A 16,736-nucleotide genomic window follows, 5' to 3' on the forward strand; every position below is an offset into this window, starting at 1 on the left:
AATAATACTCAGAAATATATTGCTAAGAAATCAGTCTTTTTCGTCTGGGTTTAAGACACGAGTTTGTGCATTGTCAATATTGGCATATCTATTCATGTCCGTGATGCCTTCGCTTTTTGGTGCTTCACTGCCCACGGTGTCTTCGTTGATATTGTCATCAAACGGACTACTGCCCTGCTGATCTCGGCGATCAGGCTGACGCGCAGGATTGTCATTGTCATTCACATGCTCTGAATCAACGATCTCTTCCTTTAAAGTATCAGTCCCTTTGTTTTGATTGGTATGGCTTTCGACGACGTCATGGTTATTGACAGGTTCTTTATGCATTGCCTCAGCATTAGTATCATCAATTGCGGTTCTACTTAGCGCAGGATCTTGCGGTTGCATAGTCATGTCCTTATCGTGTTAGGAGGCCAACGAATGATGTCAGCGTTTTAATTAATAGAAAATACCAAGCAGTCATGCAAATACTAGGTGTTGTTATTTTTGCTCAAATCATGAGCATTGAGATCCGCCACGTTTTTTCCACCTGCTGGTAAGTGCTCTTCTTCACGTGGGTCGGAATATATCTCGTCTGTTTCCTGTGAATCCTGCTGTGGTCCATCGATATTAGGTTCGTGTTTACGACCTTCATAACTGTCTTTAGTGTTTTCGTTGGTATTTTTTGGTTCTGATGCTACGGGATCATCGACCAATACTTTCTCTTTGTTATTTGGTTTTGTATTGACTGTCATAGCGTGTCCCTCGCGTTTATGGTGTTAATTCTTTATTTAATATTTAACATAGTCATTGATATCGTTCAAACTGCTGCTTACTTATCTGTCCGTAGCTCATCATCAATAAAAGAGGTTTGCTCTTCTTTGCTCAGTTCTTCAGGAGCATCTACCTTTTTATCTTCATTTAAATTTTTCTCAATTTGATGATCATCAACCTGCTCTGCTGCTTTTTTAATGTCTGAAGTATCGTTGTTAGTGTTACTCATGGTGCAATTCCTATTATTATCGTTGTTTAGTAAACCAGCCATCCTTTGTACACTTACCTTTGCAAAATCGAATAACATTCTACAAAGGTAAGCATCTCAGTATGATTTTTTATTAGAAATATCTGTGCAATAGCGGTAGAACTGTCATCAATTATAGTTAAGCCAACCAACAGCGCACCAGTGTACTGCCGTATCAATATGTGAATAAATGTGAGGTTACAAGACAGTTTGTAACTTATCCGAGCGCAAAAAAACCAAGCGTCGGTCGTAGCCAACGCTTGGTTAAATAAATCATAGGGCTTTTATAGGGCTTTTATAGGGCTAATGCCATTAAATGACAGCATTAATAAACAAGATAAGCGAAAGCTTTATCTATATTGGCTCACCGACGTGATTGATCACCCGTAGCAAATGATCTTGGGCAATATGTGGTGCTTCATCGGCGGCTGGTTGACTTTGCTGCCATGCCCCATCGCCATTAAGTAGCCATGCTTGGACGTTATCTTGTAGATAATTGAGCAGCCCATCTTGATAAACCTGCTTGAACAGTTTTTTGTCTTCAATCGGAAAAGCGACTTCGACACGATGGAATAGATTGCGATCCATCCAGTCAGCACTGCCGCAATACAAGCGCTCATCACCATCATTATAAAAGTAATAAACGCGTGTGTGCTCCAAAAAGCGCCCGATGACTGAGCGTACGGTGATGTTTTCAGATAGGCCTTTTACTTGTGGACGCAGACAGCACATGGAGCGCAGAATCAATTCTATTTTGACGCCTGCCTGCGACGCATCATATAACTTATCGATCAGACGACGTTCGGTCAAAGCATTCACTTTGATAATAATATGTGCGCGCTTGCCAGCCTTGGCATGAGTAATTTCATCATCGATAAAGCTCATTAACTTTTCGTGCAACGTAAATGGTGCGTGCAACAGTTTTTTTAGATTGGCAGGTTTGCCCATGCCTGTCAGCTCTTGGAAGATTTTATGTACGTCTTCTGAGATATCAGGGTCAGCGCTGAACAAGCCATAGTCGGTATAGACTTTGGCATTGGCTGCGTGATAATTACCGGTGCCGAGATGCACATAACGGCGAATGCGATCGTCTTCGCGGCGCACGATAAGCATCAGCTTGGCATGGGTCTTGTAGCCGACAATCCCGTAAACCACCACTGCCCCAGCCTCTTGTAAAAAATTGGCGACAGCGATATTGGACGCTTCATCAAAACGGGCACGTAATTCGATGACAGCCGTGACTTCTTTGCCATTGCGGGCAGCAGCAGCCAGCGCCTTGACGATTTCTGAATTGGTGCCTGATCGGTACAGGGTTTGTTTGATCGCCAATACTTTGGGGTCACTGGCCGCTTCCCAAAGTAGATTGATAATCGGTGAAAACGCATGAAAAGGATGATGTACCAAGACATCGCCTTTGCGCATGGCAGAAAATATACTGGTGCTTTTATCAAGCTTGTCCAGCTCACGGCGAAAGGGTTTTGGCACAATATGGGTAAAAGGCTCATAGCGCAGCTTGGGTATATTAAAGTCAAACAGCAAGCGAGTTAAGTTCACAGGACCATTGACACGGTACAGCTGATTGTCATGTAGCTCAAACTCATTGAGAAGATAATCGCTAATCGGTGTTGGGCAATCAGTCGTCACCTCAAGCCGTACTTTGTCGCCAAAGCGGCGATTTTCAAGCTCGCCTTCTAATGCCTTGGCAATATCCTCGACATCATCTGCTAAGTCCAAATCGGCATTGCGCGTGAGGCGGAACTGATGGCAGCCTGTCACTTGCATACCTGGGAACAGCTCACCGATGTGCTCGTGAATGATGGCGGACAGCATGACATGGTGCTCTTTACCACCAGTCAGGTCATCTGGCAGACGAATGACCCGTGGCAGGCTACGTGGCGCTGGGACAATCGCAAGATTGATATCGCGACCAAAGGCATCTTTGCCCTCTAAAGTGGCAATAAAGTTGAGGCTTTTATTCACCAATCTCGGAAACGGATGCGCAGGATCAATGCTAATAGGTGTCAGCACTGGTGAGACTTGTTCTGTAAAATAGCGCTTCATCCATGCCGATTGCTCAGTATTCAGCTCATCGCGTTTTAGATATCGAATGTCTTCTTTGGCGAGCGCAGGCAAGATATCTTCATTAAGAATACGATACTGCTCAGCGATGGCATCATGCGTGATAACGGATATCTCGTTTAGCACTTCACTCGGACGCATCCCATGAGCACTAGTCGATACGTCACCTATATTGAGCTTTTGCATGATACCCGCGACACGAATCTCAAAAAACTCGTCGAGGTTGGATGAAAAAATAATTAAGAAAAACAAGCGCTCAAGTAGCGGATGGTGAGGACTGGCGGCTTGCGCTAAGACCCGCAGATGAAACTGCAATAAGGACAAATCACGATTGATATAACTACTGGGCGAATAGCTGCCATCTTCTGAGCGCTGCCATGCAATGTCAGTCAGCTGCTGGCTAAGCTGTTCTGTTCTAGATTCTGTTGCGCTATCGGCTACGTTAAGCTGGGTCATTTGGTGCATATTCAGGTCGTTAACATCGGTATTGTCGTTAGTCATGACACTGTCGTTCTGATTATTCATATCTGCCATACCGCTATTCCCCTGTCGTTATCAATTTATCATCAATGAGTAATTTGTCTTTACTGTCATCAGCTATCTTTTTTATTCCCAACTTATTTGAAAAGCTGTATTTTGACGCTTATATATTTTGATACCTATATATAGTCGATACTGAATAAATTAGATACACGATATTATCGTATGAGGCTGGTACAAATTTTTCTTGCTTGCTGTGCCTACGCCGACAGAGGCTGCAAAAAATTATCCCAGCCTCGTTGTATCCTTTTTATATTGACTTATCTATAGTGTATATAGTGGCATTCATAATAGTGAATTTAATAATAGTAAATTTAATAATAGTGACGTCCTATCATTGCAGCCACGTGACTATTGATCATGTCATTCGTTTATCGTGCTATTTATAATTGTATTTATCATTCAGCAAACCACTAGCACATGTCGATTAAGACGCTTGCGGCAATACTGCATTCTTCATACGTTTTTTAATAATACGCTGCTTGTTACGTAAGCGTCTGTCACCTTGATTATCTTCGTAATACTTTGGATTGGTGAGCATCGCAATGAGGAGTGCTGATTCGTCTCGATTCAGATTGGCCGCAGACTTATCAAAATAGTGATGCGCCGCTGCGTCAATACCATAGATGCCATTGCCAAACTCGGCAACATTAAGATAAGCGGTCATGATACGTTGCTTGTCCCACAGCGTTTCAATCATAACGGTGATTACAGCTTCTTCCGCTTTACGCACATAAGAGCGATGCGAGGTCAAAAATAGATTTTTGGCCAACTGCTGAGTGATGGTCGAGCCACCAGCAGACATTTTACCTGTCTCTTCATTTTTCTTTTGCGCCGCTTTGATCCCTTTAAAATCAAAGCCACTGTGCTGACTAAACGTCGAGTCTTCACTCACAATCGCTGCTTGCTTGGCTGACTTGGCGATAGCATCGTATTCAGCCCACGTCTGAGTGACCGTGCCACCAGTTAAGCGATGCGTCAACATAAACATACTGTTATTAATCGGCTGTGTTTTCCAGATTAATAGTAGCCCAACTATTAAAATATGGAATGCGACGACCAATAACATAATTGCCAATAACAGTCGTTTAATGAATGTGCCAAAACTTGCCATGCGCGATATCCGAGTGGTTAAAGAAGTAATAAGATAAAATTGATAATCATAAACAGCAGCTCATCTTACCTAATCTCACAATCGCTGTCATTATTTACCCCATTTCTTTATCATGTCATAACCGCTAAGCCACATTGATATGTCGGCTTAAAAACGCTAAACAAGCATTTTGAAGGCATACAATAAGAGTAGAAACATGCATAATGATAATAGTATAAAAACATTACGGAACCGTGTTGTTGCAGCACGCCCTGATCTTGGGAACATTGAAAATATTGATCAATGGTGGTTACTTGGAACGACCGGCTGTCACTTATGTGACGTGGCGACGCAGCTGCTGACTCAGTTTCAAGCCGTGCAGCCAATTACCTACCAGTATGTCGATATCGCCGACTTTGATGAATCGCTGATGATGGAATTTGCCACTAGCATTCCCGTGCTACTGACAAAGACGCAGCGTCTGGATTATCCGTTTTCAGTTATGGACTTACAGCAGCTGCTGGCGTCATAGTATCTGCCATAGGATAATTACTATCCCGTCATCAAGTAACACTGCGTCATGACGCATCAACACTACAATGTTTATGAGGCACAAGGCATAAGACATTAATATTGAAAGCCTATAAGATGCATTTACTTATAAAACGTCATATGGGTTTTTGATATCGCTAATAACATGCCATTGACTGACATGATCCGATCATACCCTTTATACTCTACGCCACCTTTTGAATTGATAGTTAGCTTTTATGACCATTCAACAGCTTTTAAAAACAGCACCCGTGACTACCCTGCTCTTAGTCAGCTTTATTGGACTATTCATCATGCAGGTGCTGACAGGCGTCGATGCCAATAATCCATCGACTGAGGCATTGCTTAAATGGGGTGCTAATGCCTTACCTTTTACCATGGGCGACGATCCATGGCGGTTGGTGAGCAGTGCGTTTTTGCACATTGGCCTCATGCATTTATTGTTTAATGGCTTTGCCATGTATTTCTTTGGACAAGTTGCCGAGCCGATGTTTGGCTCTGCTAAGTTTTTGGCGTTGTTTTTATTGGCAGCCATCGGTGGCAATTTACTGAACAGCTATGTGACGTGGCAAGGCATTTTGGAAGGAACCGGACAGCCAGGAATATCGGCTGGTGCCTCTGGCGGTATCATGGGTATCGGTGCGGCATTATTAATAGCTGCTGTATTTAAAATATCGGTCAATGGCTTAGTGCTCAATTTAAAGAGCTTGATACTTATTATGGGCATCAACCTCGTCTATGGCTTTGCCGTACCAGGTATTGACAATGCTGGTCATATTGGCGGTGCAGTTACTGGATTGATCATTGCACTGGCAATCGGAATCGTCCATCGTCAGCGCATGGCAGCCATCATGCAGACAGTCGCTATCAACCAGAGCCATTATCAAGCTAATACCCAAACCACCACTCAAAACAATTACCAAACCAGCTATATCGATCAGTCAACGATAAGCAACGTTGATTTGGATAATAATGCTCATTTTGATGACGACACTGGTGTAAACTTAGCTATAAATACGAACGCTAATCGTGTCCACATTATCGAGCAAGAAACAATCGAGCAAAAAACAGCGGTCAAGCCCGCCTTCATTTGGCAACTATTGCCATGGCTGGTGATGTTGCTCATAGGCATTGGCTTTGTCTGGTGGTGGCAAGATATTCATCAGCAGATAGTGCAAGTGCTAAAAGCTGTTGAGTAAATGGTGACACTTATCTATGATCATTAAACGGCTCACAAAAACAGACATCTGATTTTGGCTTTCCTTATTCCTCTATTGTTATCCGGCTATTTTTACCTACTTACGAGACTTGATTATGTTTAAATCTTCAGTGCTACCCACTATCTCTACGCGCACCTTGCTCAACACCTTAATAGCTACTGCCCTATTTAGTGTTGCCAGCATGTCAAATGCCGCCTTTTTTAATAAAAACTTACCGGCTGATCCAGATGCTGAGCTCAGCGTTGGCGTTAACGTCATGGCGGTCAAGTCAGCCTATGATCTAGAAGACAGCACCGAAGTGCGGGTGCTGCCGGGTGCATTTTATGACAATAATAAGTTTTATGTGCGCGGTGCTCAAGCGGGTGCATATCTAATCAATGATGGTGTGAATCAGCTGTCTGCTTATGCCAAGCTCGCGGGCAGCGAGTTTGATCCTGATGATGCCAATGGCGCGCTTCAAGGTCTTGATGAACGTAAGTCGTCAGCAGAAGCAGGACTTAGCTATCAGCGCCGTACACCTGTCGGCGGCTTCCGTGCTCAAATAGGCGCTGACGTGCTAGATCGTAGTGGTGGTAACACGGCGCGCTTGACCTACCTTGCCAGAATTACTAAAGACAAGCTAACGGTCTATCCAAGCATTGGCTTTGAGTATTATGATGCTGACTACAATGAATACTACTATGGCGTCAGTGAAAAAGAATCAGCAGAAACGGGCGTTGCTGCTTATAAATCTAATTCGAGCTTAAATCCTTATATCAATATTAGTGCCAACTACGATTTCAATGAGCGCTGGGCAGGATTCGCCAGTCAAAGCCTAAGTTATCTGCCGACTGAGCAATACGACAGCCCAATGGTAGACTCACGTACTGAAGCCGCGACGACGCTTGGTTTGCTTTATAAGTTCTAATTGAGCTTAGATTTTTGATTTAAAAAAGCCGAGCACTTTGCTCGGCTTTTTTGAACAATTTAATTTGACTATGAATTGCTATGATCTATATTTCTTTGAGATGTATCAGATAAAACTTATAGAACTCTATCACTCACCAATTACTTTATATGCGACATTAGTTGTCGTTTATACTTGAGACAGATTTTAGCAGTTGTTACTATTGTCTTGCATTTAGAACAGCTAGAGTACATCATATAATTAGTAGGTAACAAATATAAAAATTTTTATATTTATGATAGCAGCTTCTTATACTTACAACGTATCCTGATATTTAATTCCATGACATCTCTTGAGCTACTATCTCGTCTATTAGCATCTGTCGCTAAATAACAATAAAATAATTGTGCTAGTTTTATAACAAACTACCTAAATCTGTATTTCTTAATAAGGTGAAATAATGACTACGTCAGCTAAGGTAATAGCTAACGCTTTTATCGAGCGTTCACATGCAGAAAGTAAGCCTTTATCCAACATGCAACTACAAAAATTAGTTTACATAGCAAATGGCTTTTGTCTAGCTCTACTCGACAAACCTTTATATTACGAAGAGACCTATGCGTGGACATATGGACCACTAATTAAACCATTATATTCTAGCCTCATGAGCTATGGCTCTAACAATATTACCTCTACAATTCCAATAAGTCCTTATGAGGATAGAATTGATTTAAATGAAGAAAAAATCATTAATTATGTCTGGTCAAAATATAGCGATATGTCTGCTTATAAGTTATCTGATCTAACCCATCAAGCTGGTACTCCTTGGGATATTACTTGGAGAAATAATGACTATGGCATGATAGATAATAATGTGATTGCTGACTATTATAAAACATTGATAAACGTTATTACTCAACAATCTAACTAAACGTTTTGGTAGATAATATGAATAATGAAAACGATTTAGACGAGACACTGAAATCTTTGCGAAATAACGATATACCTGAAGAAATTTTTAGAAACACTACGAACAACTCAAGTAAAAGTGTTCATGATTATTTGTCAAAGTATAAAGAAAACCTAGCCAAACCTTATCAACAAACAAAGGAAGAAGAGCTAGCACATAGACGTTCAGAAGAAACTCTTAGAGATTATAAAGAAACTAATACTCTCCGACAGAAATATGCTAAAAATATTTATCGCTTAACATATATTTGGTTAATTTTTATCGGTTTTATCGTACTGCTAACTGGGATAGGCAACTTACACATAAAAATCGAATGGTTAAGTCTAGATTTTACTCTTTTTGAATTTAATCTATCAGATAACGTATTAATAGCTTTTATTACCACTACTACTATCAACGTGATTGGAATTATTTACATCGTCGCTAGATGGCTATTTCCCAATGGAATCGAAGTATTTAAAGAAAAAAATGAAAACGAATAATTATATCTATTTCAATTTTTCGAACTGATAGCTAGAAAAAAGACCTTGCCACATTCTCGTACAAGAAGTGACAAGGTCTTTTTTTATTCTAAATTTTTAGTGGAACAAATATGATGCTGCTACTAGCAGTACAAATTGTACTTGTCGTACATTAAGCAATTCTGACACCGTAGCAGCGTCATTATTTGGTCTACTGCTTACTTAGGGTTCACCATATCAGCAGGAATTACCCACTCATCAAACTGAGCTTCAGTTAATAGCTCTAGCTCAACCGCAACTTGCTTCAAGGTTTTGTTTTCTTTATACGCAGTCTTAGCGATTTTCGCAGCATTCTCATAACCAACATGACGATTCAATGCAGTCACTAGCATCAATGAGTTGTGCAAGAAATCATCGATTTTGTCTTTTACTGGCTCGATACCAACGGCACAATTTTCATTGAAGCTGTTGCAGCCATCACCCAACAGCTTGATAGATTGCAATAAGTTAAACGCGATAACTGGCTTATAAACGTTTAGCTCAAAGTTACCTGATGCGCCAGCCATGCTGATCGTCACATCGTTACCCATGACTTGAGCGACAACCATCGTCAATGCTTCTGACTGAGTTGGGTTAACTTTACCCGGCATGATAGAAGAGCCTGGCTCATTCTCAGGAATCGTCAATTCGCCTAGACCACAACGAGGACCTGATGCCAACCAACGTACATCGTTAGCGATTTTGTTTAAGCTAGCTGCTAGCGTTTTTAGTGCGCCTGACGCAAATACTTCTGCATCACGAGCCGCTAGTGCTTCAAATTTGTTCGGTGAGGTAACGAACGGCAAGCCAGTCAAAGTCGCTAGTTGCTCAGCTGATTTTACTGCATAATCAGGATGGGCGTTTAGACCCGTACCAACTGCAGTACCACCTAGTGGCAATTCATATAGACCTTGTAACGCGTTATCAATACGTACCAATGAGTGATCAAGTTGGCTAACATAGCCGCTGAACTCTTGACCTAACGTTAATGGAGTAGCATCTTGTAAATGCGTACGACCGATTTTTACGATGCTATCGAATTCTTTGGCTTTAGCCGCTAATGTGTCGCGTAGTGCTTTTACCGCTGGAATCAACAAGCTGTTGATCTGACGAGCAGCAGCCACACGAATCGCCGTTGGGAAGCTGTCGTTGGTAGACTGTGCATGATTGACATGATCATTTGGGTGAATTGGCGTGTAGCTGCCGCGCTCAGAACCAGCGATTTCGTTGGCACGGTTGGCCAATACTTCGTTCATGTTCATGTTTGACTGCGTACCAGAACCCGTCTGCCATACAACCAATGGGAACTGATCCGTTAGACCACCGTTGATGATTTCGTCAGCAGCTTGCACGATGAGATCACGCTTGTCATCTTCGATACGCTCTAGGCTAGCATTAGTGATTGCAGCGGCTTTTTTGACCAGTGCCATTGCTTCAATCATCGGACGTGGCAAAGTCTCGCCACCAATTTTGAAGTTTTCGCGGCTACGCTGGGTTTGCGCACCCCAATAAGCGTCAGCTGGGACTTCTACGTTGCCCATGGTGTCTTTTTCGGTACGAGTTGCCTGATTCTGTGTCGACATAACTACCCTCTTTACTGGTTTGTTGTTAAATAACTGAACGATAAAAAGTGCAACAGCTGCTGCACATAAAGGAGAATACGATGTAAAGTGGCGTTATGATAGCATGACTACGACCCGTTGAATATTGACAAATAGCCATTGCTAACGTCTAAAAGCAGCTGTCATCATCAAACTCACAAACTAGCGGATAGTATAGATATGCATCCTGAACCAAAAAACGCAGCGTCAGAGGAATCAGCCGTTAGCAACCCGCCCAGACGACACTTTACTCGCCAGCGGCGGCAGCTGACTGACAGTGCGCGTAGGAATATGGGACAAGCAGCGAGTTTGCATCTAACGAAGTTACAGCAGCGCTTGCCAGCTAATGCACGAGTTGGCTTATATTACGATGGCTTTGGTGAGCTACCTACTCAGCCAATATTAGATTGGTGTCAACGCTTAGGCTATTTACCTTATTTACCAGTCGTCGGTTCGCTCGGTCGTACTAGCGATGGCACTAATGACAAACGATTACGTTTTGTACCAATTTACCATTCTAAATTCGTCAACGTACCGACTCGCATTCATCGTTTGGGCATGAGGCAAAACCATCATCGTCGACTACTTTGGGCGCGCGAATTGGATGTCATTATCTGCCCACTGGTGGCGGTCGACCTAAACGGCAACCGTATGGGCATGGGTGGTGGGTTCTATGATACGACGCTTGGCAAAAGCTATCGGTCGGGCGCTAAAAAGCCATTAAAAATTGGCTGGTGTTATGACTTTCAAGTGGTTGAGCAATTAGAGCGCCAACCGTGGGATGTACCATTAGATGGCTTAATTACGCCAAGCGGCATAAGGTGGTTTTGATGAAAAATGACGATAAAAAGTCTGAAAAAAATTCTAGCGCTGATAACGTGGATGAATATTTACAAACGTTAGGCAACGAGGACGCTAGAGAGCAACGCTACTACAGTCAAGAACAGGCTTTTAGTACTGATGAGTTATCAGCGTTAATTAACGAGAAACGCTTAAACGAGCTGCTAGCGCAAAGTGATGAGTTTTTGAGTAGTTTAAGCGGTGAAATTAGAGATTTTGATGAATAACACATATATAACTGATAGAGCACAATTTGAAGAAACGCGGTTATAGAGTGGTTTGATTTGATCGACGCTTGCTTTTTATTGCCAAACTATTGTTTCTACATGGCCTATAAACTATACTTATCGCAAATAATTATCATTACAGTATAGGTCGTTGATCGTGGACAAAGTAAAAAAAGAGTTTATGTCGCCCGCTTCGCTACAAGTTTGTTTTTATCTGTTCGTGCTATTACTCTTGGCCACGCCTGCGGCTTATATTTATGATTACAACGGCTTTGATTTTGCTGAACTAAGAACCTTTTTGCTAGCGCTTGCAGCATTTTATACCTTCGCGCTTAGCACCCATATTGAAATACGTCATATAAAGCCCTCTAGCAGCACATCTTTTCTACGTTTTTTGGTTCCTATATCTCAATGCTTTTCTTTTATTCTGCTGTCTTTGTTTGCGTTGGCTATTGTTGAATACATCAATGGCGATTTGAGACTAGATCGTGTTTATGACCCCTTCATTACGCTGTTTTTCGTGTACCTGTTGCGCAAAAATATAGAAAGTATAAAGCAAGATATCGGTACTTAAGATAACCGTCTAATTTAATTATTCTAACAGTCCTATAACTAATGCAAAAAAAAGACGCTTACCGATAAGCGTCTTTTTTGTTGGGTACTTGGATTGAGTTAAAGGGCTGACCAAATCACCTACAGCACCATCGCGGCTATCCAACCAAACACTAACAAAGGAATATTGTAGTGAATAAAAGTGGGGATTACACTGTCTTTGATATGGTCATGCTGTCCATCGATGTTTAGACCAGAAGTGGGCCCTAATGTCGAGTCTGACGCAGGAGAACCGGCATCACCCAACGCGCCCGCCGTACCTATAATCGCCACAGTCGCCAATGGTGAGAACCCTAACGAAATACATAGCGGCACATAAATGGCGGCCAAAATAGGAATGGTCGAGAATGACGAGCCGATACCCATGGTCACAATGAGACCAATCAATAGCATGATAAATGCAGCCATCGCTTTATTACCACCGAACAGTGACGCAGCCCCATCAACGAGTGGCTGAATCTGCTCAGTCGCTTTCATGACTTCCGCAAACCCTTGCGCGGTAATCATAATAAAGCCAATCATCGCCATCAGCTTGATACCGTCATTAAAGACGCCATCAGCATCACGCCATTTCACCACGCCAGTCGCCATAAACACACCAAAGCCAAACATTGAGCCAAGTAGTAGCGAGTCTGTGTATAACTGCACGACAAAAGCAGTCACGATAGCAGCCAGTGCAACCAGCGTTTTTAGCTTGCTTTGCGACTGTGCACCAGCAGCGGTTTTACTTAATGCATCGCCTTCTACTACGGCATCATGCGCTTGCTGATCTATCGCAATCTGCTGATATGCGCGTGGCTTACGGTAGCTGATAAATACAGCAACCAGCAAACCAATGAGCATACCAAGTGCAGGAATTGCCATGGCCTTGACCACAGAAATATTAGTGATATCAATGCCTGCTTCACCGACGTTTTTTAGCATGATTTGATTGAGGTAGATATCACCAAAGCCATATGGGATAAACATATAGGTGGTGACCAAACCAAAGGTCAACAGACAAGCGATCAGACGTCTATCAATATGCATTCGATTAAATGCTAACAATAATGGCGGTACAAGTAGCGGAATAAAGGCAATATGAATAGGGATTAAGTTTTGGCTAAAGCAGCTCATGGTAATCAAGCCTGCAAACAGCATGTACTTAATCATGCCACTGGTGCCACCTGCATCAATGCGCTTGATGACTGATCCTGCCAGTGATTGCGGCAAACCCGAATGAGCAATTGCGACCGCAAACGCCCCAAGTAACGCATATGAAAGTGCAATCTGCGCCCCATTACGAATACCTTCTTGAAACGCATTGAGCGTATCAGTGATACCAAGACCCGCTATTAATCCACCAGCCAGCGCACCAATTAATAAACTGAGCACCACGTGCACTCGCGCAAGTGACAGCCCCAACATGATGATGACTGCCAGCAGTACCGCATTGATTGCCATGTGTTGCCTCGTATTCTATTTGCTTTGGTTCAATTTAAACTTATTGATATCTCATAATGTATGGATATCGCCATCGTCTCAAAAATGCTTTTTCTCGAATGTGTCTATAAAGCGTTCTACTCTAAAACACACCGTTTAAGACGCGCGACAGTTTACCTTATTTTGCCTATAAAACCTATGCGTAGACCCCAATAGATATTTGATAGATGCTATTTATAAGTGATCTATAAGCATCTGTTATGACTGCTTTCTATGATTCTTGTATGGTTACTTCCGATATACGGATTCTCACCAGCAACGCATAAAGCTCATAACCATATGATGCTCTGTATTCAGTTAGATATAAATATTTTGCACAGTTAAGCAGGTGAGTTTGAGTACAAGCCTTGCAATTTTATCTGGGAGCACCATTTATCTAAACATGAACCACGAACTTGACTTTACAAGTCTGGTGAACGAGGAAAAATATATGAGTGAACATAAAATAGCCCAAGACAATATCGACATAGATGTCGACGTTTCATCTACTGTTGCTGATGATAACCAGCCAGACACGTTGTCTAGTCATGCGTCAGAAAGCGAGTTAGAGACAGCGTCTGACAATACTGAAACCACTGTCAAAGACGACGATAGTGAAGACAGTACTAGTGAAGACGACGATGCTAAAGACAGCGTTGAAGACGACACCTACTTACCGTTATTGGCACTGCGTGATGTGGTCGTCTATCCACATATGCAGATTGCCTTGTTCGTAGGTCGTGCACCATCGGTGAAAGCGGTCGAGCTGGCACAGGCTGAGTATGGCAATAAAGTACTGGTCGTGGCGCAAAAAGACTCGCTGACCGAAGACATCGATCAAGACAACTTATATCAATACGGTACAGTGTGCCGCATCGTCAGCACCATGCCACATGACAGCGATGAAAACTGCATCAAGGTATTGATCGAAGGTCAGTATCGTGCGCGCGTTGACAATATAGAAGATCACGACACGTTATTGATGGCGAAATTTGAACGTGCTGACCTCGATGTCAGTATGGATGAGAGTCAGCAAAAGAACACCATTCAAGCGTTGACCACGCTATTTGAAAGCTATGCTGATGCGCGTCTGCGTAATGCCCGTGAGCTAACGCGCGTGGCGAAACGCATTGACGACTTACTTGAGTTGGTGTACTTCATCTCAACTCGTGTATCGATGGATCTTGATATCAAACAGTCGTTCTTAGAAAAAGACGATATCAAAACGCATATCAATACCTTGACTGAATATTTGGTCAAACAAAGTGCTGAGCAGAATATCGAACAAGATATCCAAGAAGCTGTCCGTCAGCAAATGGAAGAGAATCAGCGCGAGTACTTCTTAAACGAAAAAATGAAAGCCATCAAAAACGAGCTGTCAGATATGAATGACGGCGCGTTCGATGGTGAAGATGATGTGGCTGAGCTAGAGCAGCGTCTAGAAGATGCTGACCTGCCAGAGGATGTACGCAAAAAAGCTGAGCAAGAGTTTAAAAAGCTCAAAATGATGCCGCCGGCATCGAGTGAATCGTCAGTCGTACGCAACTATATTGAATGGATTTTGGACACGCCGTGGAATGCGACGACTAAAGTTTCGATCAATTTAGACAAAGCTAAGACGGTATTAGACGAAGACCATTACGGATTACAAGATGTAAAAGACCGCATCTTAGAATACCTCGCCGTGCAATCACGTGTGAAAAAACTGCGTGGTCCGATTCTATGTCTCGTCGGTCCTCCTGGTGTTGGTAAAACTTCATTGGGTGAGTCGATTGCGCGTGCCACTGGTCGTAAGTTCGTGCGTATGGCGCTTGGCGGCGTGCGCGATGAAGCGGAAATTCGTGGTCATCGCCGCACCTATATTGGTGCGATGCCGGGTAAAATCGTTCAATCACTGGCCAAAGTTGAAGTCAAAAATCCGCTATTCTTATTGGATGAAATCGATAAGATGGCGCAAGACTTCCGCGGTGATCCAGCATCAGCATTGCTTGAAGTGTTAGATCCCTCACAGAACGATACGTTTAACGACCATTATTTAGATATGGACTTAGATTTGTCGCAAGTGATGTTTATCTGTACGGCTAACAGCATGGATATTCCAGCGGCGCTTCTTGATCGGATGGAAGTTATCCGCTTACCGGGTTATACCGAAGAAGAAAAAGTAAATATCGCACAGAAGTATCTAGTGCCAAAAGCAATCAAGAATAACGGTCTCAAAGAAGGCGAGATTGAGATTGTTGAAGCGGCACTGCATAGTATCGTTCGTAGTTATACCCGTGAAGCAGGTGTCCGTAACCTTGAGCGTGAAGTGAATAAAATCTGCCGCAAAGTTGTTCGCGGTTCGGTTGAAAGCCATGGCGCACGTGCTCCGAAAAAAGCTGAACGTCAGCTAGTGACAGTCGATGACAAAAACATCGATGACTACCTTGGTGTTCATCAATATGATTATGGTCTGGCTGAAGAAGAGCCTGAGATTGGTCGTATCACTGGTCTGGCGTGGACACAAGTCGGTGGTGAATTATTAACCATTGAAGCAGTTGCGATGAAAGGCAAAGGTGAGCTTAGCTTTACAGGGTCACTCGGCGATGTCATGAAAGAGTCGATTCGTGCAGCGATGAGTGTGGTTCGTGCTCGCGGTGACAGCTTAGGGATTGATTACGAGACGTTCAAAACCACGGATGTCCACGTGCATATGCCTGAAGGCGCTACGCCAAAAGATGGCCCATCAGCTGGTGGTGCATTAACTACAGCACTCGTATCTGCATTGACAGGTATCGCCATTCGTCCAGATATTGCGATGACAGGTGAAATCACTTTACGAGGAAAAATCCTACGTATCGGTGGTCTCAAAGAGAAACTACTTGCGGCACATCGCGGTGGTATCAAGCATGTGTTGATTCCAGCGACCAATGAGCGTGATTTGGCCGATATCCCTGATAACGTCAAAGAAGGCCTGACTATTCAGCCAGTCGCAACGATTGATGAGATATTAAAAGTTGCGTTGGTGAGTATGCCAGTGCCGCTTAAACCTGCTAAAGTGACGGTTGATAAAACCTCAGGCAAAGCACTGCATAGCTAATCTGATCAATTACTAATCCAGTCTTACAAATTAAAGAGCCGCTCATCACTATGATGGGCGGCTTTTTTTTGACAAA

Annotated in this window: 16 protein-coding genes; 9 read left to right on the forward strand and 7 right to left on the reverse strand. The window is 42.9% G+C overall.

Features of this window, described 5'->3' with window-relative positions:
• Positions 1 to 30: 30 nt before the first annotated feature.
• The 5 genes from IOD06_RS03540 to mtgA all read right to left on the reverse strand — a co-directional run bounded on the left by IOD06_RS03540 (position 31) and on the right by mtgA (position 4,733).
• Entirely contained in the window at positions 31 to 387 is a 357-nt protein-coding gene (locus IOD06_RS03540) for a hypothetical protein (RefSeq protein ID WP_194619147.1), read from the reverse strand.
• An 83-nt stretch (positions 388 to 470) separates the two neighbouring features.
• Positions 471 to 734, reverse strand: coding sequence for a hypothetical protein (locus tag IOD06_RS03545; protein WP_194619149.1), 264 nt, complete (start codon positions 732 to 734; stop codon positions 471 to 473).
• 77 nt (positions 735 to 811) lie between these two features.
• Positions 812 to 982, reverse strand: coding sequence for a hypothetical protein (locus tag IOD06_RS03550; RefSeq protein WP_194619151.1), 171 nt, complete (start codon positions 980 to 982; stop codon positions 812 to 814).
• Between the two features lie 372 nt (positions 983 to 1,354).
• Complete coding sequence (gene ppk1 / locus IOD06_RS03555) at positions 1,355 to 3,544, reverse strand: polyphosphate kinase 1 (RefSeq protein WP_194619647.1); 2,190 nt, start codon at positions 3,542 to 3,544, stop codon at positions 1,355 to 1,357.
• A 502-nt stretch (positions 3,545 to 4,046) separates the two neighbouring features.
• Entirely contained in the window at positions 4,047 to 4,733 is a 687-nt protein-coding gene (mtgA, locus tag IOD06_RS03560; RefSeq protein WP_194619152.1) for a monofunctional biosynthetic peptidoglycan transglycosylase, read from the reverse strand.
• A 196-nt stretch (positions 4,734 to 4,929) separates the two neighbouring features.
• Between mtgA and IOD06_RS03565 the strand changes: the two genes are divergently transcribed.
• From IOD06_RS03565 to IOD06_RS03585, 5 genes are all read left to right on the forward strand, one after another.
• The gene (locus tag IOD06_RS03565; RefSeq protein WP_194619154.1) at positions 4,930 to 5,244 is read left to right on the forward strand and encodes a glutaredoxin family protein; all 315 of its coding nucleotides are present in this window, start codon (positions 4,930 to 4,932) and stop codon (positions 5,242 to 5,244) included.
• Positions 5,245 to 5,482: 238 nt separating this feature from the next.
• Positions 5,483 to 6,463: a rhomboid family intramembrane serine protease gene (locus IOD06_RS03570; RefSeq protein WP_194619156.1), complete on the forward strand. Its 981-nt coding sequence runs from the start codon at positions 5,483 to 5,485 to the stop codon at positions 6,461 to 6,463.
• 115 nt (positions 6,464 to 6,578) lie between these two features.
• Positions 6,579 to 7,391: a MipA/OmpV family protein gene (locus IOD06_RS03575; protein ID WP_194619158.1), complete on the forward strand. Its 813-nt coding sequence runs from the start codon at positions 6,579 to 6,581 to the stop codon at positions 7,389 to 7,391.
• Positions 7,392 to 7,830: 439 nt separating this feature from the next.
• On the forward strand, positions 7,831 to 8,301 hold the full coding sequence (locus IOD06_RS03580) for a Panacea domain-containing protein (RefSeq protein ID WP_194619160.1): 471 nt from the start codon (positions 7,831 to 7,833) through the stop codon (positions 8,299 to 8,301).
• A gap of 17 nt (positions 8,302 to 8,318) precedes the next feature.
• Entirely contained in the window at positions 8,319 to 8,822 is a 504-nt protein-coding gene (locus IOD06_RS03585; protein WP_194619162.1) for a hypothetical protein, read from the forward strand.
• 197 nt (positions 8,823 to 9,019) lie between these two features.
• Here the strand turns inward: IOD06_RS03585 and fumC are convergent, their stop codons facing one another.
• The gene (gene fumC / locus IOD06_RS03590; protein WP_194619164.1) at positions 9,020 to 10,423 is read right to left on the reverse strand and encodes a class II fumarate hydratase; all 1,404 of its coding nucleotides are present in this window, start codon (positions 10,421 to 10,423) and stop codon (positions 9,020 to 9,022) included.
• A gap of 198 nt (positions 10,424 to 10,621) precedes the next feature.
• On the opposite strand from fumC, the gene IOD06_RS03595 reads away from it, so the two are divergent.
• From IOD06_RS03595 to IOD06_RS03605, 3 genes are all read left to right on the forward strand, one after another.
• Positions 10,622 to 11,272, forward strand: coding sequence for a 5-formyltetrahydrofolate cyclo-ligase (locus tag IOD06_RS03595; RefSeq protein ID WP_194619166.1), 651 nt, complete (start codon positions 10,622 to 10,624; stop codon positions 11,270 to 11,272).
• A complete protein-coding gene (locus IOD06_RS03600; protein WP_194619168.1) occupies positions 11,272 to 11,508 on the forward strand; it encodes a hypothetical protein in 237 nt (78 codons plus the stop codon). The genes IOD06_RS03595 and IOD06_RS03600 overlap by 1 nt, the downstream gene beginning before the upstream one ends.
• A gap of 157 nt (positions 11,509 to 11,665) precedes the next feature.
• Positions 11,666 to 12,082 (forward strand): hypothetical protein, encoded by a 417-nt coding sequence (locus tag IOD06_RS03605; protein WP_194619170.1) that lies wholly within the window; start codon positions 11,666 to 11,668, stop codon positions 12,080 to 12,082.
• Between the two features lie 119 nt (positions 12,083 to 12,201).
• Here IOD06_RS03605 and IOD06_RS03610 read toward each other — a convergent pair whose 3' ends face one another.
• Complete coding sequence (locus tag IOD06_RS03610) at positions 12,202 to 13,563, reverse strand: Na+/H+ antiporter family protein (RefSeq protein ID WP_194619172.1); 1,362 nt, start codon at positions 13,561 to 13,563, stop codon at positions 12,202 to 12,204.
• A gap of 469 nt (positions 13,564 to 14,032) precedes the next feature.
• Here IOD06_RS03610 and lon point away from each other — a divergent pair, with 469 nt between their 5' ends.
• Positions 14,033 to 16,660, forward strand: a complete 2,628-nt coding sequence (gene lon / locus IOD06_RS03615; protein WP_194619174.1) for an endopeptidase La — start codon at positions 14,033 to 14,035, stop codon at positions 16,658 to 16,660.
• The last annotated feature ends 76 nt before the right edge of the window (positions 16,661 to 16,736 follow it).

This window comes from Psychrobacter sp. N25K4-3-2, from assembly GCF_015351755.1.
Classification (GTDB): domain Bacteria; phylum Pseudomonadota; class Gammaproteobacteria; order Pseudomonadales; family Moraxellaceae; genus Psychrobacter; species Psychrobacter glaciei.

Bases quoted from the DNA above. Each gene is read 5' to 3' on its own strand.
- IOD06_RS03540 (WP_194619147.1), bottom strand. From the start codon at position 387: ATGCAACCGCAAGATCCTGCGCTAAGTAGAACCGCAATTGATGATACT.
- IOD06_RS03545 (WP_194619149.1), bottom strand. From the start codon at position 734: ATGACAGTCAATACAAAACCAAATAACAAAGAGAAAGTATTGGTCGAT.
- IOD06_RS03550 (WP_194619151.1), bottom strand. From the start codon at position 982: ATGAGTAACACTAACAACGATACTTCAGACATTAAAAAAGCAGCAGAG.
- ppk1 (WP_194619647.1), bottom strand. From the start codon at position 3,544: ATGCACCAAATGACCCAGCTTAACGTAGCCGATAGCGCAACAGAATCT.
- mtgA (WP_194619152.1), bottom strand. From the start codon at position 4,733: ATGGCAAGTTTTGGCACATTCATTAAACGACTGTTATTGGCAATTATG.
- IOD06_RS03565 (WP_194619154.1), top strand. From the start codon at position 4,930: ATGCATAATGATAATAGTATAAAAACATTACGGAACCGTGTTGTTGCA.
- IOD06_RS03570 (WP_194619156.1), top strand. From the start codon at position 5,483: ATGACCATTCAACAGCTTTTAAAAACAGCACCCGTGACTACCCTGCTC.
- IOD06_RS03575 (WP_194619158.1), top strand. From the start codon at position 6,579: ATGTTTAAATCTTCAGTGCTACCCACTATCTCTACGCGCACCTTGCTC.
- IOD06_RS03580 (WP_194619160.1), top strand. From the start codon at position 7,831: ATGACTACGTCAGCTAAGGTAATAGCTAACGCTTTTATCGAGCGTTCA.
- IOD06_RS03585 (WP_194619162.1), top strand. From the start codon at position 8,319: ATGAATAATGAAAACGATTTAGACGAGACACTGAAATCTTTGCGAAAT.
- fumC (WP_194619164.1), bottom strand. From the start codon at position 10,423: ATGTCGACACAGAATCAGGCAACTCGTACCGAAAAAGACACCATGGGC.
- IOD06_RS03595 (WP_194619166.1), top strand. From the start codon at position 10,622: ATGCATCCTGAACCAAAAAACGCAGCGTCAGAGGAATCAGCCGTTAGC.
- IOD06_RS03600 (WP_194619168.1), top strand. From the start codon at position 11,272: ATGAAAAATGACGATAAAAAGTCTGAAAAAAATTCTAGCGCTGATAAC.
- IOD06_RS03610 (WP_194619172.1), bottom strand. From the start codon at position 13,563: ATGGCAATCAATGCGGTACTGCTGGCAGTCATCATCATGTTGGGGCTG.
- lon (WP_194619174.1), top strand. From the start codon at position 14,033: ATGAGTGAACATAAAATAGCCCAAGACAATATCGACATAGATGTCGAC.